Here is a 21,048-nt window from a genome sequence, read left to right on the forward strand (position 1 = left end):
TTTAATAAAAGTTTTTTTAGTGCATCAATTATCCTCTTCTCAATTGTAATTTTTCGACGGAATTTTCTTTCCTAAATTGGTTCAAGGTTGTTTTGCCATAAATTTCATGCAATTGATCTCTTGCTTCTTTGTAGGTATTATGAATGGGACAAGGATTGGTTTCTGAACAAAAAGCCAAACCGAGACCGCACCCTTCGAACATTTTATTACCATCGATCGCAGTGATAATATCTGCGAGAGAATGTTTTGCTTCTTCATCGGAAATATAAAAACCGCCGTATCTTCCTTTTGAGGATTGTAGAAATCCCTGTTTGCTCAAACCTTGAAGAATTTTTCCAATAAAAAGTTCGGGCGAATTTATTTTTCCTGAAATTTCTTTGATGTTGATCGTACTTCCATCGCCCGATTGCTGTGCGATATAAATCATAGCTCTTAAAGCATATTCACAGGTTTTTGATAACATAAATTCGATTTCTATATTACAAAGATATAAAATATTTTTAAATCGGACTAATTTGTCTTAATTAGGATTAGGAATAATTATAGATTTTTATTTAGATAACATTATGATGAAAATATTAATGGGAAAAACATTATGCAAAAAAAACCGCCTCAAAAAATGAGGCGGCTTCTTTTATAGAAATAGGAAACTATTATTATTTAGTACCTTTTACTTTAAAGTTATCAAGTTCCCAAGTTGTAGAGAATCCTGACGTCGAAGTATATTTAAATGCAAACCAAACATCTTTGTTAACGTAGTTTTTTAAATTTACCCGACCTGAACTTACAAATCCGTTGAAATTATCTATATCAGTATCAAAAGCTGCATTAAGTTTCGTCCAGTTTGTAGTCGTAGCATCACCTGTGTAATTTTCGGTAACATAAAGTTCCAGTGATACAAGACCATTACTACTATATCTTCCGTCGGATTCAAAAGATACAAAAGCATCCTTATATCCTGAAAGAGAGATTTTATTCTTCGTAATAAGCCAGTCTAAATTTGGTTGGCGATAACCATCGATGTAAGCACTTGGTCTTGGATTACCATAAGTGGTAGTTGACCAAACTTGTGTACCTAAAACATTTTTGGTATCCCACTTTGCTAATAAAGTATCGAAACCGTCTTCATAAATAGTAGTGAAAATTTGAGGAACCGTTCCATCGCAGCGTGCATTACCAAAATTGGCATTGATTTGTTTTGGAACCAGTAACTGGTATTTTCCATTAGCATAAGTTACGATTGCGTAAACATCACCTTTCCCTCCATCGGTTTCAGCCCCTGCAAAAGTCGCTGAAGTATTGGTTTTCAAAATGATTTTGTTGCCGCTACAATCTTCTAATGTTATAGCTGCTGGTGCGTAAGATTTGTATAAATCATCAGCAATAACCTCAACATCTTTAATTTTGATCCATCGACCAACATCAGCAGTTGTTAGCTGAGGGATTGTTCTTTCTGTAGGTACCGGAGCCGAAACGTTCGCATTGCTATCAAAGAAAGTATTGTAAACACTAGCTTCTAATATGGGCGCAAATATTGTTCCGCTAAGTCGACCTAGTTGAATCTCCCCATTTACATTAGAAACAGCAAGTCCTTTTAATTTTATATAAATTGCTTTACCTACTCTAAAACGAGCATCCTGATAAAGATTTGCCTTATTGACATTGATACGAATTCCACCAGTTTCATCTTCCGCATAAATAGATTGGGTAAGATTAGCCGCTTCGTCGTTTGCAGTTACTTTTACTTTAAGTAAGAAATCACCCGTAATTTGACTTGAAGCTCCTGATAAAAGTTGCTTGGTTTCTGCTACCGTTTTGGTCGTTAATCCTGTTTGATCTAATATACAAGGATTGGTTGCAATACCGTCTTTTCTAGGGAAGTTTTTCATTGCCGCTAAATCAGCCGCTTTATTAATATACAATTGGAAAGTACTGTTGAATTTACTGAATACACCAATAAATGCTCCGTTTCCGGCAGGTACAAGTTGATTTGCAAATGAAGCAAAACCACTATTTCTTACGGTTGCAGTTCCTGTATAATTGTTAGCAGCAGTACTCCAACCTTCACCAATTTGTCTGTCTACTGTAAATCCGTCTGGAGCGTAATTTGCACAAAGTGAATTCTTGGTAAACTCAACATCATTCACCTGAATCAATGCACCTAAAATATTATTATTCGAATTAAATTCTGAAATTTTCAAAACTTTAGGAACAATATTTTCTCTTATCGTACAAGATCTGAACATGCGGGATGGAAGCAATTTTTCAGGAATTCTTGAAACTCCATCTGGTAAACCGGCAGCATCTGATTTTGCATCTCTAACTCCGAGTTGTACTAAACTACCATACGTTCCCAAAGAAAGACCTGCTAATTTGATATAGATCTTGCTCCCTTGTGGAAATTTAGTGTACGTACTCACCGCATCAACACTGATGGTAAAACCTTGGGTAGGATTTACTGGTGCGTCCTGAATATAAATAGTTTTGTAAATATTTCCTGTTTCATCTGTGGATGATACGTAACCTTCCATGATGGCAGTTGAAGTATCAGGGAAATCATATCGTGCACTGCCGTGCAAAGCTTTCACCTGAGCAATTGTTAATGTTGCGACAAGATCCTGACATTGATAACCGTCTAAATTCGGTGCATCATATTTATCATCGTGTACACAACCTGTAAGAAACAGCGCAGTGAAAGCGATTAATAAAACCTTAAAAAATGAATTATATTTTTTCATTTGGATATATTATTATTAATTAAAACCTTAAATAAACGTTTGCGAAGAAAGTAGTTCCTCTATCATACCATAATTTTGGTCCGAACAAAGGTTTGTCTCTTTGTGCATCAGCAAAAGCTTCCGGGAAGTTAACTGATCTACCTTGCTCAAATCCTCCTGTTACGTAATTTCTGTTGTTCAAAATGTTGTTTACACTTAAACTAAGACCCATTCTGTATTTTCCGAACATGAATGATTTTCCAGCATTTGCATTTAACATAAACTGATCATCAAACTTTTTCTGATCCGTAATAAGCGCTAAATTTTCTGGTGTTACGCCAGGATAAAGATGTCCTGTTGGATCTGTATATAGCGTTGGAGTTTTGTTCAGTGCAGAAAAATCTAAATACTGATCTTGCAAATAATTTGCAGTTGCACCAATCCACCAATATTTTGGAGAGTTGTATCTCAATCCTACCGAATAGGCTTTTTGTGGAGTTCCAGCAATTTTGTAATCTTTAATATTCGCAATACCAAAATCTCTGATCGGATTACCATAATTTTTCACAGTTGTATCATCAGCAGTGAGTACTCTAGGATTATTGGTAATTCTATAATCACCGTAACTTCCTACAGCTGTTGCGCTCAATGTTGGCGTAATTTTTACTTCTGCACCTAATTCCAAACCTTTGTAGCTCTTGTTAACTCCACTAAGGATTTCAGCTACCAAAGCATTACCTTGATCTACAACGGAAGAAGATATATCTGCATAATAACGGGAGATTTCTGTCGCATTATTAATGGTAGTGTAGTAACCACTCAATCGAATTTTCAAAGTTTGTCCTCTTAAAACATAACTCAAATCATTAGAATTGATGATCTGGTTTTCTACATTAGGCGTAATCATATTACTTACCCGCGGATTAATGAAGATTTCATTAAGAGTTGGTGCCAAACTGAAGAATGCTCCGTTATAAACAATAAAGTTTTTACCGTTTATTTTATAGGTCACTTTTCCTTTGATTCCGGCATCAAATGAATTGTAAATATCACTTTTACCTTTACTTCCTGGGTAATAATGGTGTCTGAATTTACCATCTCTCTGTGAATCTGCGAACGAGGTAAATATTGATCCTACTACATTCCATTTCGGTAAATCTATTTCTGTAGAAGCATTGAAACTATACTGATTTCTCAATAAATCGTAAGAATACTGCGTTCTGTCTCCTACTTTAATTTTTGCATTCGGGTTATCTAAATCGTAAGGCTGATCGTTTCCGAAAGCATTAAGATTTGTTCCATACAAACCTCCTAAAAGATCTTTCATCTCTCTAAAATTATCTGATTTTAAATTCTGATAGCTAAAGTTAAGATTCAATTTCCAGTTAGAGGCTAATTTGGTATCAAAATGCGATACAAAATTGATGGTTTTATCTTTGTTTACATCTTCAACAATGGTATAAATAGCAGCTTGTTCTTTTCCTGCCATATCATAACGATTGACATAATTCGCATTATAAAGGTTATTCCAGTTAATTTGGCTTACATTCTGGTCATTTTGCCAAGCGTTTGTATTTGCATCAATATCTGATTGTGAAGCTCCTACAGACATTAAGTAACTTGGTAAATTTCTATAATAGGTTGGGTTCGGATCCGCAGCGTGGAACCAATCCAAACGGCTTCTTCCATCTCTACCAAACTGGTAAGAAAGGGTGTTGTTCCAGTTACTGCTTTTACCAATTTTTAAATAATCGGTGATCATGAATACTGGTTCGAAAACTTTCCGGATACGGGAATTTCTTTTTTCCCCATCTTGCCATCCCCAATAAGAGTTGTAATCTTTACCCATTAAGTCATAAACCTCCTGCGTATTTGGTGAATTGCTCGCTCTATAAGTTGGAGCACCAAAAGCGGTAATATTAATAGCGTGTCTGCTGCTGAATTGTTTTTCAATCGCACCGAAGTATCCATAAGCATCTTGGTAAGTTCCCTTGATAACTCCTTCATCTGCCCATCTTCTACTTGCAGAAAAAGTGAAAGCCCATCCTTTTTTAGATAAACCACTGGAATAAGTTGCCATCGCACGATGAAAATAACTTCTGTTCGTAAATGAATATGCCAAAGAAGTTTGTTTTCTGTAGCTAGAAGCTCTTGTATTGTAATAAACTACTCCACCCAAGTTTCCAAAAGAATATTCAGAAGGCGTAATATTATCTACAGATTCGTAAGGATATCTTGTAACATCATTCAAACCTCCCCAGTTGCTAAAATCAACTTTTCCATCATCACCTTTAGACATTGAAATTCCGTTGAAAAGCACATCTTCATATCTATTTTCTACTCCTCTTGGTCGGAACCAATACGCTCCCAATTCGAACGCGGTAACATTTTGGAAAGTATCTCTACCTGAACTTAGAAGTCCTACCGTAGGTTGCATAGAAGAACCTCCTTCAGAACTGTCGTTAGCAGAATCATCGATGACCATTACTCCAGCATTTGGATTTGCGGTTACACCTAAACTGATGACTCCCAAATCTTTTCTTTTTTCATCGGCAGCTACATCAAATTCGATTAATTTCGTTTCGAAACTTTGTCTTGAAACTGTAATTTGGTAGTGTCCTGGTTTTACATCTACAAACTGAAAGTAACCAATTTTGTCGGCTTTTACATCATCTGCAGATTGTCCAAGACCAATCGTTGCATTCTCAATTGGTTTTCCCTCCCCATCTTTTACATAAGCATAAACCGTGGTTTGTGCGAAATAAAATGATGCAGGAAGCAAAGTAAACAATGAGATTAAGGATAATTTTTTAATCATAACAAATTATTTAATTTCCCTTTTTAGATATCAATTTATTAAGGGGCAACAAATTTAAACTTAATTTTTGTTAAGTTAAACATTTTTAACACTTTATTCTCATAAATACACCATAACAGTTATTAATATTATTTGTTCATGATGAATTTATGATTAACATCATATTTATGATTTTATTTAAGTGTTTTCATTAGAAAATTATTAGTAAATTTACCTCCTTAATTTTTTTACTATAATTTTCACAATGAAAAAGTTTTATATTTTAATTTTCGTTTTTAGTTTCGGATTTATTTTTTCGCAGCAAAAACAAGTGCAGAGAGCTGCGATAGGTTTTCTAAATGTAGAAAATCTTTGGGACACGGTGCCATCAGCAGATTATATTGATGGAACCAAAGACGTTCACAATCCTGCATTTCATAGAAGCGTACCAATCGATTCTTTAAAATACCTTGAAACAACCGAAGATTATAAAGGAGAATGGAGCGATTCACTGCTTATCGGGAAAAAAGTTATTCGTCACCAAATTCTAGCGGATGACTTCACTGAAAACAGCTCTAAAAACTGGAACAAAGAAAAATACAATCAAAAACTAGATAACGAAGCGAAAGTTATTTCTGAACTCGGAAGACAATATACCAATGACAATCCTGTAATTGTAGGATTACTCGAAGTTGAAAACAGACAAGTTATCGAAGACCTCATCAAAAAACCAGCTTTGGCAAAAAGCAACTATGGTATCGTACATTACAATTCTTATGATGCAAGAGGAATTGATATTGCAATCATCTATCAAAAAAGCAGATTCAAAGTTACCGATTCTTATGCAAAAGACATCAAAATCTATAATGATGAAGGGAAAAGATCTTACACCAGAGGCGTTTTGGTAATAAGAGGTCTTTTAGACGGTGAAAAAGTAGGAATCTTTATGAATCACTGGCCATCAAGAAGTGGTGGTGAAGCAAAATCTTTACCAAGACGTGCTGCTGCTGCAAAAGTACTGAAAGGTGAAATGGATAAAGCCAGAGCCGAAGATCCAGACAGAAAATTATTTGCAATGGGTGATTTCAATGATGATCCGGTAAGTCCAAGTGTGAAAAAACTTTTGGGAGCTGTTGGCGAACCTGCACAATTATCGGAGACATCGCCGTATTATAACTTAATGTATAAATTGTATAAAGGAGGTGTTGCCTCCTTAGCTTACCGCGACGCTCCAAATCTTTTCGACCAGATCATTGTTTCCAAAAACTTGTATTCTACAGAGAAATTAACTCCGACTTACAGTATTTTCAAAGCGGAAATTTTTGCACCTTCATATTTGATCAATGATTCAGGACAATGGAAAGGTTATCCTTTGAGATCTTGGGATGGCGACCGTTTTACAGGTGGTTATAGTGATCACTTTCCAGCAGTATCTATTATCCAGAGAGAATTTAAGTCTTCAAAATAGATCATTAAAAAAATGATATAAAGACCGGAGTTGATTCAACTTCGGTCTTTTTTATTTTATATCTTTAACTTAAAATTACGCAATGAAAAAAATGTTTTATTTAATAATGATTTCGCTCTTCGTCATCAGTTGTGCTCCTCAAAATAAAATAGCGGACACGAAAGAAAACCACGAGATCAAACCAACCAAAAACGATGATGGAGAATGGGAACTGGATGTTCTGGATACGCAGTATGACTATTTTCTTACCGCAATTGCGAAACCTATGAGCATGTATTCTGAAAGTTATTTAAAAAGCCGAAACACTTTTCTGGTCACCGAATGGAATTCCTATTATTTTTCTGGAAGATATAGAAATGTTATTGAATCTTCAATAGATTACAATTCCAATGAGAATTATGGGATTAAATTTGAGTATCGCTTATACCAAGTTTTCGCTTATGTTCAATGGAAATATGGTCTAAAAATGAATGGCTTAAGTCAGTCGGATATTCGATAATTCAAATTTCCACTAAAGGTTTTCAAAATATATAAAAAAAGGTTCAGAAATTTCTGAACCTTTAATTATTATAAGAAAATTCGATTATTTATTGAATTTCTCTTCAACTTTATCCCAATTGATCACCTCAAAAAATGCGGTAACGTAATCTGGTCTTTTATTTTGATATTTCAAGTAATACGCATGTTCCCAAACATCAAGACCCAAAAGTGGAGTTCCCTGGCAATCTGCAACAGGCATCAAAGGATTATCTTGATTCGGTGAAGAACAAACCGCAACAGATCCATCTGCTTTTTTGCACAACCAAGCCCAACCTGAACCGAATCTTGTTTTTGCAGCTTCAGTAAAATCAGTTTTAAATTTTTCAAAACCTCCATATGTTTCAATTGCTGCTTTTACATTTCCAACTGGCTCCTTACTTCCTCCTGGAGTTAAGATTTCCCAGAAAAGAGAGTGGTTAAAATGACCACCACCATTATTTCTAACCGCAGGCTTATCAGTTCCTGTTTTGCAAACTTCTTCGATGGTTTTACCTTCTAAATCTGTTCCTGCAATTGCTTTATTCAAATTATCTACATAACCTTGATGGTGTTTAGTATAATGGATTTCCATTGTTTTTGCATCAATTGTTGGTTCTAATGCGTCGTACGCATATCCTAATTCTGGTAGTGTGAACATAATTTTTTGGTTTTAATGTTATTACCCAAATTTAATCATTAATTAGACCAATTCCAAAAACCACAGATTGTTTTAGTAAATCTTTAACATTGCTAAAAAAGAAAAACCGCTCAAAAGAACGGTTTTAATTTTAATATTTAAAAATATTTTATCGATTCATCGACATCAAAAACTCTTCGTTGTTCAAAGTATTTTTCATGCTTTTGTTTACAAATTCCATTGCTTCGACTGGATTCATATCTGCTAAATATTTTCTTAGGATCCACATTCTCTGCTGCGTTGTTTCATCCATCAAAAGATCATCTCTTCTTGTACTCGAAGAAACCAGGTCGATCGCAGGATACGTTCTTTTATTCGCGATTTTTCGGTCTAACTGAAGTTCCATATTTCCGGTTCCTTTAAATTCCTCGAAAATCACTTCATCCATTTTCGAACCTGTATCGATCAATGCTGTTGCAATAATAGTCAATGAACCACCGCCTTCAATATTTCTTGCCGCTCCGAAAAAACGTTTTGGTTTGTGCAATGCATTTGCATCAACACCACCGGAAAGAATTTTTCCTGAAGCCGGAGTTACGGTGTTATAAGCTCTTGCCAAACGCGTTATTGAATCTAATAAGATCACAACATCATGACCACATTCTACCATTCTTTGTGCTTTCGACAGAACCAGATTTGCCACTTTTACGTGTTTGTCTGCAGGTTCATCAAATGTAGAAGCAATTACTTCTGCATTTACGCTTCTTTCCATATCGGTTACCTCTTCTGGTCTTTCATCAATGAGTAAGATCATCATATAAGCTTCTGGATGATTGGCAGAAATTGAATTCGCAATATCCTTCAACAACATGGTTTTACCGGTTTTCGGTTGCGCCACAATCATTGCTCTTTGTCCTTTTCCTATTGGCGTAAACAGATCAACAATTCTTGTAGAAAGCGTTGAATTTTTTCCAGTTAAATTAAATTTCTCTTCCGGAAATAATGGCGTTAAGAATTCAAAAGAAACTCGGTCTTTAATGAATTCCATATCGCGACCATTCACTTCTGTAGGCTTTAATAAAGAGAAATATTTCTCGCCTTCTTTTGGTAAACGCACGATTCCTTTTACAGTATCTCCCGTTTTCAAAGCATAATTACGAATCTGATTCGTAGAAACGTAAACATCGTCGGGAGAAGAAATGTAAGAGAAATCTGAAGAACGTAAGAAACCGTAGTTGTCTGGAAGGATTTCCAAAACACCTTCAATCGTTACTAAACCATCGAAATTAAATTCTTTTTTCGCCGGCTCCTCGTGAGAATCTGCGTTTTGCTGATTTTTGTTTTGGTTAGGGTTTTTATTTTGGTTCGGATTCCTGTTTTGATTAGGATGATGCGGTTTATTCTGATTGGGATTCTGATTAGGATTGGGGTTTTGATTCCCGTTTCCATTTTGATTTACATTACCACTTCCGTTCTGATTACCGTTTCCGCTTTGATTTACATTACCGTTTCCGTTCTGTTCCTGATTGGGATTTTGATTCGGATTCGGGTTTTTATTCTGATTCGGGTTTTGGTTCTGATTAGGATTCTGATTTGGGTTTTTCGCCTTCAGCTGTTTTACCTCAGATTCCTTCTCTGTCACAACCTCATCTACGGAATTATCAGCAGACATTTGCTCCTGTGCTTGTGGCGTTCGCTGTCTTTTTTTCTTCTGTTCAGAATTTTGTTTTTTCGGTTCTTCCGTTGTAGGTTGAACATTTTCCTTCTTTAAATCCTCAGAATTAGATTCCTCAACCATTGCAACCGCATTTTCTGTAATCTCGTCTGCAACAGCAACAACTTCAGCCGGTTTCTCGACTTTCTTTTTAGGTGCTGGTTTTTTTGCAACCGGTTTTTTTGGCGCAGGAGTTGAATTTTCTTCTGTAATCATAGGAGTTTGAGTGGCGTTATAATAATCTTTTGCAACTTTCGAGTTCGAAGCCTGAAAATCCAGGATTGCAAAAACTTTATCATTTTCTGTGCTATTTTTAGCAACTTTAACGCCTAAATCTTGGGTGATTTTAGCCAAATCCGTATCGGATTTCGACTTTAACGTTTCGATATTGAACATAAATTGTTATGTAAGAAATAAATTATAAGTATATGTAAGTAAGAAAGTTAAGTCGGGCGACTTGCCTTTTTTCGGATCGTTTGTAATGCAAATCTACACTAATTTTCGAATAATGCAAAAAATTATCGCTATTTTTGCACCTCAACTTCATCATAATGTTGCAAAGAATACAGACCGTTTGGATATTTCTGGCCATTTTAGGCGCTATATTTTTATTCGTAACCGGACAGGATTTTTCCCTTTTCGGACCCACTCCTTTTATATCTATTATTTGTGTAGTTATGATTTTTTTGGGATTCATTAGTATTTTAAGTTACAAAGACCGCAAAAGACAGATTCTGCTGAATAACATCAGCATTTTTATAAACGTTTTGTTGCTCGGTTTATTGGCGTATTGGTTACTCACTTTATCTGGAGGAATTCATTTTCCTGAGAAAGGTATTGAGCCGTTTTTTCCGTTTCTTTCTATCATCTGTTTGCTTATTGCAAACGTTTATATTCGAAAAGACGACAGGCTCGTAAAATCTGTAGACAGACTCCGCTAAACTCACAACGATTTTTTTTGAGTGAAACAGTTCCTTTTTTAGGAGCTGTTTTTTTTATGACCAAAACTTAAAAATATTTATCTTTAGCAAAAATTATCTATGTACAGAATTTCTTTCCTTTTAATATTGATGTATTCTACGCTAAATTACGCTCAGGAAGTTTCAAAAGAAAGAGTAATAACCGTTCTTTCAAAACTGGCTTCCGATGAAATGAAAGGCCGCGAAATTGGAACTCCCGAAAATGATTCTGCTGCAATCTATATCGCAAAACAATTTGCAGACAATAAACTAAGATATTGTATCGGTGACTCTTATTTAGTTCCTTTTGAGTATAAAGGAAAAACAGTTTATAATGTTTGCGGAATTAAGAAAGGAAAGTCCGATAAAATCTTAGCGTTTACGGCGCATTTCGATCATATTGGCACAAGCGAAAACACCGAAGATAAAGTGTTTAATGGCGCAGATGATAATGCAAGTGGCGTAACAACCGTCATTGGTTTAGCAGATTTTTTCAAAACTGAAAAGCCTGATTTCTCTATGATGTTCATCGCTTTTAATGGCGAGGAAAAAGGAATGAAAGGATCAAAAGCCATTTCCGACCTTGAAAGTTTACAGTCCAAATACCAAAATATTACAGCTTTATTCAATTTCGAAATGGTAGCGACAGTTTCCAAATTTGGTCCTAACGCCTTATATATGACGGGTGACGAATTTTCAGATTTGGACGAACTGTTTAATGGCAGAGCGGTAAATGGTCTTCAAATATTTCCCGACCCTTATTTAGGGCAAAATCTTTTTTACCGTTCCGACAACGTGAGTTTTGTGAAAAAGAAAATCGTTGCACATTCTTTTTCGACAGTAGATATGAATACTGCGCGACATTACCATCAACTGAATGATAATTTAGAAATTGTAAACTTTGATAATCTGACTCAAATTATCAACAACATGGGAAAAACATTCGAGAAATTAACACCGGAAAATTTTAAACCGACCTATAATAATAAGGTCGATTTTAATTAATCAGCGTCACAATTCTAAATTCCTTAATTTTGCTCCCGAAATTCCCTTAAATGAAACCATTAAAACGCATTCTTTCTATTGCAAAACCTCATCAAAGATACCTTTACGGAAGTATTATTTTTAATCTACTCTATTCTTTACTCCAGATCTTTTCCATCGTGACAATGCTTCCGATCCTGCGGATTTTATTTAAGCTGGATAAAGAAGTTGACACGAACATCGTTCCTGTTTATAGCGGTAGATTCGCAGATTATTTTGGGTATATGAAAGATATGGCTTATTATAAAATCCAGCTCAATATCAATGAATACGGCGCGATTCAGGTTTTAGCAGTGCTTTGTAGTATTACGGCTGTAGCATTTTTGCTTCGAAATCTTTTCAGATATTTAGGATCTTATCTTTTGGTGAATTACCGCGTTGGAATTACGAAAGATCTGCGCACCGCCATGTATGATAAATTCCTGAAATTACCCGTTTCATTTTTTACAGAACAGAGAAAAGGCGATATGATGTCTAGAATCTCAAATGATATCGGCGCCGTAGAAGGTGGAATCATGGGAAGCTTGGTTGATGTTTTGAACGCTCCTTTTATGATCATCGCGTCTTTAATTACGTTATTCATTCTTTCACCGCAATTAACTTTATTTTCGCTTTTGGTATTTCCAATAATGGGTTTGATCATTGCGTGGGTTGGAAAAAGCTTGAAAAGACACGCCACTGCAGCACAGGAAGAATTGGGGAATTTATTTTCTTTAGTAGATGAAACCTTGAAATCTTCAAAAGTTATCAAAATCTTTAACGCTGATAAAATCCTAAAAAACAGATTTAATCTCACGACAGATAACTGGCAGAAATACGCGATCGGAATGAGCCGCAGAAGAGAACTTGCTTCACCAATGAGTGAATTTTTGGGTTCCGTCACTTTATTAATAATCACCTGGTTTGCAGGAACAGAAATCATTAATGGAACCAATAAAGATCCTGTGACATTCTTAGCTTTTATCGGAGTTTTCTTCCAGATTTTAGATCCGGCGAAAAAATTGTCTAATGCTTTTTCTTCTATTCAGGGTGGAATGGCAAGTTTAGATCGAGTTTCTGAAGTTTTAGATTATGATTTAAAAATTGATGAAATTCCAAATCCAACTCCTATTTCTACTCTAAAAAATCAAATTGAATTTAAAAATATCGGTTTCTTTTACGATAAGGATAATGTGATCTTAAAAAATTTCGATCTTACCATTCCGAAGGGAAAAACCATCGCTTTGGTCGGCCAATCCGGTTCTGGAAAAACAACGATCGCCAATTTACTGGCGCGTTTTTATGATGTTTCTGAAGGTGAAATTCTGATTGATGGTGAAAATATTAAGAATTTAAAAGTTCAGGAATACCGTCATCTTTTGGGAATGGTTACGCAGGAATCTGTTTTGTTTAATGATTCCATCTTCAACAATATCTTGATGGGAAAACCCGACGCAACGGAAGAGGAAGTGATGGCGGCGGCGAAAATTGCCAATGCTCACGAGTTTATTCAGAATTTACCCGATCAATATTATACCAATATCGGTGATGATGGAAATAAATTATCGGGCGGACAAAAACAAAGAGTTTCTATTGCGAGAGCCGTTCTGAAAAATCCTCCAATAATGATTTTGGATGAGGCGACTTCTGCTTTAGATACAGAGTCTGAAAGATTTGTTCAGGATGCTTTAGAAAAAATGATGGAAAACCGAACTTCATTGGTGATCGCGCACCGACTTTCAACCATTCAAAAAGCCGACTGGATCGTAGTAATGGAACGTGGAATTATCGTTGAACAGGGAACACATCAGGATTTATTTGGTAAAAATGGGATTTATAGAAAACTGGTTGATCTGCAGAATTTTGGGTAAAAAAAAATTATGAAAAAACACATGATTTTTTTTGCTTTGATTTTCACCTCCTTTATTTTTGGTCAAAATACGACTTCGCCAACAGTAAATGGTCAAGGACGAAAATCACCTGATGAACTTATTCCAGCAAAGTTTCCGGAAGGAAATAAAGTTTTCGCGACCCTTTTAAGCTCAAAATTTACCGTTACAAATATCGATTGCAGCGTAACAGGAATTCAAAAAACATTGATTGAATTTGTTGTGGAAAAAGATGGATCAATAAATGCCATTAAAACTTTTGGAAGCAATGAAAGTCTTAACAAAGAAGCAGTAAGAACGATAAAATCCATTGTACAAAAATGGACTCCCGCTACTTTAAATGGTGAAAACGTGAGATCAAAATACACGCAGCCATTTAGTTTGGTCTGCCAATAAGTGGCGGCATCATTTTTAATAGATATATAAGAGCGCAACCTGCTTCATAATACATAATATCAATCCAGCTAAAACTGTTTCCAACCACGATTGCGGCGATACTTCCTTTTTTTTACACTTAAAATAACTGCAATTTTGAAGTGTGTATTTAGCAAATTTATACAGGACAACAAGCCATGAATTATTTCTGAGTTCCTCTATATTTTAAAAAGGTGAAAGAGAAAGTGTAGAATAATCCCTCATTGATAATGCCGCCAATTTAAGAGCATACAAAAAACATTTCCGTCAAAGTATTTGCATTTAAAAACTCAAATAAAAGATTGCTTTTGAGATGAGAAAATATTTGAGATTGACTTGCATATTTTATTTAAATTTACAAAAATTACATTTTATGCAGAAATTTATCATTCTTATTATAATATCCTTCAGCAATTTACTGTTTTCGCAACCTCCAAGTCAGGGTCCTCGCAACATTAAAACCATATCAAAAATCGATTCTAATTTGGTATATACTGAAGTCGATCAACTACCAGAATTTTCTGCTGGTGGCCTCCCTGCTTTTAGAAATATGATTCATAAGAATTTCAAGAAAAAAAATTTTATTGGCGATGGTATGCTTAAAACGGAGATTACATTTTTTGTAGAAAGAGATGGTGCGTTGACTAATATAATTGTAAATGGTCCCAACGCAGATTTTAACAATGAAGTTAAGCACGCAATCTCCTTAATAAAGGAGAACTGGAATCCTGCAGAAAAAATGGGAGAAAAAGTAAGGTTTAGATACAAAATGCCAATAACGATGTTGATTGAGTAATATTAAAATCCATATAATCGTAAAGAATTTAGATAGTACTTTGAAAATAATAAAGAGAGAGCTGAAATATAAGCAGTCTTTTAAAATTATCATTTAGTAAGATTTCCAATTTTTATAATGATATATAAAAACAAACAACCTGCTGCATAACACAAAATATCGATCCAGCTAAAACTGTTTCCAACCACGATTGCGGCGATACTTCCCGGTTTTAAACCAAAAACATCTGCAATCTTAAAATACTGTAAAACTTCAACGATCACGGAAAAAATAAAGATTCCTGTAATTAATTTTGTGCGGTTTTCAACTTTAAAAAAAGTAAGAACTAAAGTATAAATTAACATCACTACAATCACATCGCCAAGATACGACCGAACGAAAACAATATCTTTGAAAACGGTGGCTATCAGAACTTCTATAAGGAAAATTACAGTAGAAAGAAGCAAATATTTTAAATTGAATTTCACCATCAAATCAGCTCATTATCAAATTAGCAACGTTATTATCTTCCGATCATTTTCTTAATCGAATTCAACTTCATCAAAGCTTCAATCGGCGTTAAGGTATTAATATCAATCTTCAATAATTCTTCCCGAATATTTTCCAAAACAGGATCATCTAATTGGAAGAAAGAAAGTTGCAGACTTTCTTCAGTTATCGATTTTGCAGAATCTTTGGAACCACTGTGGGAACGGCTTTTTTCTAAAGTTTTCAAAACTTCATTCGCACGATTCACCACTTTTGCCGGCATTCCAGCCAACTTTGCCACATGAATACCGAAACTGTGTTCGCTTCCACCTGACAACAATTTCCGTAGAAAAATAATGCTTCCTTTATGTTCCTGAATGGAAACGTGGAAGTTTTTTATTCTTTCAAAATTCACCGTCATTTCATTGAGTTCGTGATAATGCGTGGCAAATAAAGTTTTCGCTTGCGTCGGATGTTGATGCAGATATTCCGCAATCGCCCAAGCAATCGAAACTCCATCATAAGTAGAAGTTCCGCGACCAATTTCGTCTAACAGGATTAAACTTCGTTCAGAAATATTATTGAGAATATTTGCAGCTTCATTCATCTCGACCATGAAAGTCGATTCTCCAGAAGAGATATTATCGGTTGCGCCAACTCTCGTAAATATTTTATCTAAAATTCCGATCTCCGCATGTTTCGCGGGAACAAAACTTCCGATTTGTGCCATTAAACAAATGATTGCAGTTTGTCTTAATATTGCCGATTTTCCCGCCATATTCGGACCGGTAACCATTATTATCTGCTGAGAATCTTTGGACAGAAACAAATCATTTGGAATATATTTCTCACCTAAAGGCAAAGCGTTTTCAATAATTGGATGTCGTGCTTCTTTCAGATCAATTTCAAAACCTTCGTTTAAAACCGGTTTTGTGTAAGATTCAGAAACAGCGAGTTCTGATAATCCAACGCCACAATCCAACTCAGCAATAATTTTAGAATTCTCCTGAATTTGATCGATGTAAATCATCACATTTTCGCAAACTTTTCGATAAAGTTGATGTTCAATTTTTGAAATTTTTTCTTCAGCACCCAGAATTTGTTCTTCGTATTCTTTCAGTTCTTCGGTGATGTATCTTTCAGCATTCACCAAAGTTTGCTTGCGAATCCAATCTTCAGGAACTTTATCTTTATGAGAATTCCTTACTTCAATAAAATAACCGAATACATTATTGAAACTGATTTTCAAACTTGTTATTCCGGTTCGCTTAACTTCACGGTCACACATTTCATCAAGAAAGCCCTTCCCTTTGGTTTGAAGTCCTCGCAGATGATCGAGTTCTTCTGAAATTCCCGTTTTAATCACATTCCCTTTGGAGATATTAACAGGAAGTTCTTCATTCAAATAATCAGTCAGATAATTAATGAGTTCATCCAAATTAATTAAAGGCGATAACCACGTTAAAACCTCATCGTGACAATGAAGAAGTTCTTTAATTTTTTGAATATTAATTAAACTCTGACGAAGATAACCGACCTCTTTTGGATAAATTTTTTCCGAAGCCAACTTCCCCATCAAACGATCAAGATCAGATATCGATTTTAGTAATTGTAAAATGTCATATTTCAGATTTTCTTCTTTATTGAAAAACTCGACTAAATCTAATCTTCTGTTGATCTCATTGACAGATTTTAAAGGAAGAATTAATCGTCTTCGCAATAATCTTCCACCCATCGGAGTAGAAGTTTTATCAATAATATCAAGCAATGATTTTCCTTGCGGATGACTCGAATAAACGATCTCTAAATTCCGCAAAGTAAAATGATCCATCATCAGATAATCATCTTTCGGAATCAGTTTTATTTTGGTAATATGCTGTAAAAGTGTATGATGCGTATCTTCAACCAAATAAGCAAAGATCGCTCCGGCTGCTACAATTCCTAATTTCAGATCTTCAATCCCAAAACCTTTTAATGAATTGGTTTTGAAATGATTCGTCAGTTTTTCATACCCATAATTGTATTGAAAAGCCCAGTCTTCTAATTTAAAAGAATTGCGGTTTTTCAATTGAGCAGGAAGTTCAGTTGTTCGTTGATAAATAATTTCACTTGGATCAAAAGTTCCGACAATATGTAATAATTGTTCCAGATTTCCTTCTGAAGTTAGAAACTCTCCCGTCGAAACATCTACTAAAGCGAGACCATATTTTTCTTTTTGTTTATGAATAGAAAGCAGGAAGTTATTTTTCTTTGAAGTTAAAACCTGTTCGTTAAAAGTAACTCCAGGCGTAACCAATTCTGTAACGCCGCGCTTTACGATTCCTTTCACTCCTTTTGGATCTTCTAATTGATCACAAATCGCCACACGAAGTCCGGCTCTTACGAGTTTTGGTAAATAAGAATCAATGGAATGATGGGGAAAACCCGCCAATTCGATATGGCCGTCACCGTTGGCTCTTTTCGTTAAAACAATTCCTAAAATTTGGGAAGTTCTGATCGCATCGGTTCCAAAAGTTTCATAGAAATCTCCAACCCGAAACAGCAAAAGTGCATCAGGATATTTCGCCTTGATGGTGTTGTATTGCGTCATTAAAGGAGTTTCTTTTTTTGTCATACCCAGATAAATTGAATAAAATTTTTACAAAAATACTGTTTTTAAAGAGTAATGATTCATCTTGTGGAAAAAGAAAAATTTTGTCTTTGCCGTAAAAAACCTCAGAAGTTTTAAATTTCTGAAACTTTTTTATAAATTCATATTTGGGATTGCTCTACTCTTTCACAATTTTTCTGTTTACGGTTTCTCCAGCTCTTGTAGTTGCAGAGATAATGTAAACGCCTTTTGTAAGCGCAGAAACATCTATCGATTTTCCTTTTGCGGAAATTTGTTTTACCATTGTTCCGGAAACATCCGTAATTTTTACGTTAGAAACTTCTTCTGAAAAATTGAGAATATCTTTTATAGGATTTGGGTAAATATTGATTTTGGTAAAGTCGGCTTCCTGTGTTGCCAAACCTTCCGCAGAGAGTTTTACAATCCAATAGTCATAATAGCCATGATTTACAGTAACATCCCCATTGCTTGATGTAGAGCCACCAGCAATAATATATCCTCCGTCGATGGATTGCTGAATAGATACACCGCCGTCATCACCACTGCCGCCGAGAGATTTCTGCCACGCAATATTTCCGCTGCCGTCTAACTTCAATATCCACGAGTCAGTCGCACCATGATTTCCAATCACATCGCCGTCATTTGAAGAAGAATATCCAGCAACAATATAGCCACCATCTGTAGTCTGCTGAACGGATGCAGCATTATCATAATCGCTTCCGCCGAATGATTTCTGCCACTTGATACTACCGTTACTATTGAGCTTCACAATCCAATAATCAGTAATACCTTCATTCTCATTTAAATCACCGTCTGTCGAACTAGATGATCCGGCCACAATATAACCAACATCTGTAGTTTGCTGAACAGACCATGCTTGTTCTATACCACTACCGCCGAGGGATTTTTGCCATTGAATACTTCCACTGTTATCAAGCTTAATGACCCAATAATCTTCACGATTTGTGGAGCCGTGATGTCCACTCACATCACCGTCATTTGAAAAAGAAGATCCGGCTATGACATAACCACTATCAGCCGTTTGTTGAACAGACCTGGCATAATCATCTTTAGTTCCGCCGAGAGATTTCTGCCATTGAATATTACCCCTATCATCGAGCTTTACAATCCAATAGTCGTAACCACCATGATTTCCACTCACGTCACCGTCGGTTGAAACAGAATGTCCGGCAAAAATATAACCGCCGTCTGTGGTTTGCTTAATAGATTTGGCATAATCACTACTATTTCCTCCCAGAGATTTCTCCCATTGAATATTACCTTCACTATCAAGCTTCACAATCCAACAATCTTCAGAAGAAGTAGATGCTCCATGATGACCACTTACATTGCCATCTATTGATGAGGAATCCCCTGCAACGATATAACCACCATCTATTGTTTGATCAATAGATGTGGCAAAATCTGATCCACTCCCTCCCAACGATTTTTGCCATTGGATAATACCACTGCTGTTGATTTTCACAATCCAATAATCAAAACCGCCGTGATTTCCGGTTACATCACCATTTGTCGAATTAGAATATCCAGCAATGATATAACCACCGTCTATTGTCTGTCGAACACAATTGGCTTGATCAACAAAACTTCCACCAAGCGATTTTTGCCACTGGATTGAAGGTGCGGTTTGTGCAATAGTCAGAAAAGATGAAATCAAGGTGAAAAGTAGAAATATTTTTTTCATAGCAGGAATTTAAGTTAAACACAAATATATATAAACAAAGGAAAATAGAAAGATACAGCATCAAAATAACATTATTAAATTAGATTTCGAAATATCAAATGAAAGTCTTTTTTATCAATTCAGATAAATCATTAGTGTTCTTCGTGTTTAAGAATTATTTTTGTATCAAAATACGAAAATGTCATCCACAAAAAAACTCAAACTCGAAGAATTAGGAAGAATAGATATCGAAACCTTTAAAGAAACCAAAAAAACTCCGCTTGTTGTGGTTTTAGATAATGTTCGAAGCATGCATAATGTTGGTGCGATTTTCAGAACGGCAGATGCTTTCTTAATTGAAAAAGTGGTCTTGTGTGGGATCACGCCGCAACCGCCGCATCGGGAGATTCACAAAGCTGCTTTGGGCGCAACAGAAAGTGTGGATTGGGTTTACGAAAAAGATATTGTTGAAGCGTTACAAAATTTAAAAAAGGAAGATTTTAAAATTATAGGAATAGAGCAAACTACCAGCTCCGAAATCATCACTGATTATCCCATTAATAAAGAGAAAAAATACGCTTTGGTTTTAGGAAATGAAGTTGATGGATTGAGTGATGAAGCACTTTCGTATTACGACACTTGCCTGGAAATTCCGCAATTGGGAACAAAACACTCTTTGAATGTTTCTGTTTGTGGTGGAATTGTGATGTGGGAATTCTTTAAATATTTGAAATAAAAAAATGCCACGAATGCAGGAATAAGTTTTAAAATATTCGTGCATTCGTGGCAACTAAATTAACTACTTTAGATATTTGATTTTAAGAAGATTCCACTTTTTATTTTCATGTTTGAAGAGACAGATTTTGTCTACTAAAAAAGAATCTTCAAAACTTTTTGTTTGGTATTCTTGCCAAGCTTTTTGAAAATTTTCGGGACTTAAATCTTTGTATGCAACAGTAAGATGAGGATGAATTTTCGCATAAGAATGAAATTTCATCATCGGCTGAACCTCATCGTATAAGAGTTGAAGTTCGGTTGAACTTTCGGGCTTTATAAAAACAACCGGTTTGTCTTTGTTTGGAAAACATCCGAAGTTTTTTAGAAACACCTCAAAAGAAGAGGATATCAAATTCATTACAGAAAAATTTCCCACCAATATTTCTTCCTGATTTTCATCGAAATGAAAAGGTTGGATGATCGTGATATGAGGGAAATTTTCAAATGACTTTATAGAATTAAACCGTTTAGCAAAATCTTTACTGAAAACTTTGGTTTTCTGACGAAGTTCCTTATGAGGAACAACTGCAATAAAATATAAACTCATTTGAAAATTTTCAATCCTCTTTCACCTG

At 35.2% G+C, this 21,048-nt stretch carries 17 protein-coding genes; 8 read left to right on the top strand and 9 right to left on the bottom strand.

The genetic code is table 11. The features are described 5' to 3' along the window. Positions 1 to 28 precede the first annotated feature (28 nt). The 3 genes from OA86_RS05075 to OA86_RS05085 all read right to left on the bottom strand — a co-directional run bounded on the left by OA86_RS05075 (position 29) and on the right by OA86_RS05085 (position 5,535). Positions 29 to 463: an RrF2 family transcriptional regulator gene (locus tag OA86_RS05075; RefSeq protein WP_039349738.1), complete on the bottom strand. Its 435-nt coding sequence runs from the start codon at positions 461 to 463 to the stop codon at positions 29 to 31. A 193-nt stretch (positions 464 to 656) separates the two neighbouring features. After that, the gene (locus tag OA86_RS05080; protein WP_039349742.1) at positions 657 to 2,738 is read right to left on the bottom strand and encodes a DUF5689 domain-containing protein; all 2,082 of its coding nucleotides are present in this window, start codon (positions 2,736 to 2,738) and stop codon (positions 657 to 659) included. 19 nt (positions 2,739 to 2,757) lie between these two features. Beyond that, complete coding sequence (locus OA86_RS05085; protein ID WP_039349745.1) at positions 2,758 to 5,535, bottom strand: TonB-dependent receptor; 2,778 nt, start codon at positions 5,533 to 5,535, stop codon at positions 2,758 to 2,760. Between the two features lie 244 nt (positions 5,536 to 5,779). On the opposite strand from OA86_RS05085, the gene OA86_RS05090 reads away from it, so the two are divergent. Together OA86_RS05090 and OA86_RS05095 are read left to right on the top strand one after the other, a co-directional pair. Continuing rightward, a complete protein-coding gene (locus OA86_RS05090) occupies positions 5,780 to 6,982 on the top strand; it encodes an endonuclease/exonuclease/phosphatase family protein (RefSeq protein WP_039349748.1) in 1,203 nt (400 codons plus the stop codon). Positions 6,983 to 7,073: 91 nt separating this feature from the next. Next, entirely contained in the window at positions 7,074 to 7,481 is a 408-nt protein-coding gene (locus OA86_RS05095; protein WP_246008024.1) for a DUF6146 family protein, read from the top strand. 84 nt (positions 7,482 to 7,565) lie between these two features. Here the strand turns inward: OA86_RS05095 and OA86_RS05100 are convergent, their stop codons facing one another. Then, positions 7,566 to 8,162, bottom strand: a complete 597-nt coding sequence (locus OA86_RS05100) for a superoxide dismutase (protein ID WP_039349753.1) — start codon at positions 8,160 to 8,162, stop codon at positions 7,566 to 7,568. Between the two features lie 145 nt (positions 8,163 to 8,307). Further along, positions 8,308 to 10,248: a transcription termination factor Rho gene (rho, locus tag OA86_RS05105; protein ID WP_039349755.1), complete on the bottom strand. Its 1,941-nt coding sequence runs from the start codon at positions 10,246 to 10,248 to the stop codon at positions 8,308 to 8,310. A gap of 155 nt (positions 10,249 to 10,403) precedes the next feature. Between rho and OA86_RS05110 the strand changes: the two genes are divergently transcribed. From OA86_RS05110 to OA86_RS05130, 5 genes are all read left to right on the top strand, one after another. Next, positions 10,404 to 10,793, top strand: a complete 390-nt coding sequence (locus OA86_RS05110; protein WP_039349759.1) for a DUF4293 family protein — start codon at positions 10,404 to 10,406, stop codon at positions 10,791 to 10,793. Positions 10,794 to 10,892: 99 nt separating this feature from the next. Next, positions 10,893 to 11,816 (top strand): M28 family metallopeptidase, encoded by a 924-nt coding sequence (locus OA86_RS05115; RefSeq protein WP_039349762.1) that lies wholly within the window; start codon positions 10,893 to 10,895, stop codon positions 11,814 to 11,816. 50 nt (positions 11,817 to 11,866) lie between these two features. Beyond that, positions 11,867 to 13,705 (top strand): ABC transporter ATP-binding protein, encoded by a 1,839-nt coding sequence (locus OA86_RS05120; RefSeq protein WP_039349765.1) that lies wholly within the window; start codon positions 11,867 to 11,869, stop codon positions 13,703 to 13,705. 9 nt (positions 13,706 to 13,714) lie between these two features. Then, the gene (locus OA86_RS05125; RefSeq protein ID WP_039349768.1) at positions 13,715 to 14,119 is read left to right on the top strand and encodes an energy transducer TonB; all 405 of its coding nucleotides are present in this window, start codon (positions 13,715 to 13,717) and stop codon (positions 14,117 to 14,119) included. A 391-nt stretch (positions 14,120 to 14,510) separates the two neighbouring features. Further along, the gene (locus OA86_RS05130) at positions 14,511 to 14,933 is read left to right on the top strand and encodes a hypothetical protein (RefSeq protein ID WP_126340458.1); all 423 of its coding nucleotides are present in this window, start codon (positions 14,511 to 14,513) and stop codon (positions 14,931 to 14,933) included. An 89-nt stretch (positions 14,934 to 15,022) separates the two neighbouring features. Here OA86_RS05130 and OA86_RS05135 read toward each other — a convergent pair whose 3' ends face one another. The 3 genes from OA86_RS05135 to OA86_RS05145 form a co-directional block, all read right to left on the bottom strand. Next, positions 15,023 to 15,403, bottom strand: coding sequence for a ribosomal maturation YjgA family protein (locus tag OA86_RS05135; protein ID WP_039349770.1), 381 nt, complete (start codon positions 15,401 to 15,403; stop codon positions 15,023 to 15,025). 32 nt (positions 15,404 to 15,435) lie between these two features. After that, complete coding sequence (gene mutS / locus OA86_RS05140) at positions 15,436 to 18,021, bottom strand: DNA mismatch repair protein MutS (protein WP_126340459.1); 2,586 nt, start codon at positions 18,019 to 18,021, stop codon at positions 15,436 to 15,438. 148 nt (positions 18,022 to 18,169) lie between these two features. After that, positions 18,170 to 19,717 carry a T9SS type A sorting domain-containing protein gene (locus OA86_RS05145; RefSeq protein WP_052257396.1) on the bottom strand — a complete coding sequence of 516 codons (1,548 nt, stop codon included), beginning with the start codon at positions 19,715 to 19,717 and terminating at the stop codon, positions 18,170 to 18,172. A 178-nt stretch (positions 19,718 to 19,895) separates the two neighbouring features. Here OA86_RS05145 and OA86_RS05150 point away from each other — a divergent pair, with 178 nt between their 5' ends. Continuing rightward, positions 19,896 to 20,432, top strand: a complete 537-nt coding sequence (locus OA86_RS05150; protein WP_039349775.1) for an RNA methyltransferase — start codon at positions 19,896 to 19,898, stop codon at positions 20,430 to 20,432. Between the two features lie 63 nt (positions 20,433 to 20,495). Here OA86_RS05150 and OA86_RS05155 read toward each other — a convergent pair whose 3' ends face one another. Next, complete coding sequence (locus tag OA86_RS05155; RefSeq protein WP_039349777.1) at positions 20,496 to 21,020, bottom strand: 2'-5' RNA ligase family protein; 525 nt, start codon at positions 21,018 to 21,020, stop codon at positions 20,496 to 20,498. Positions 21,021 to 21,048 lie beyond the last annotated feature (28 nt).

Origin of the sequence: Kaistella jeonii, from assembly GCF_000812865.1 — a bacterium.
GTDB classification, from domain to species: Bacteria; Bacteroidota; Bacteroidia; order Flavobacteriales; family Weeksellaceae; genus Kaistella; species Kaistella jeonii.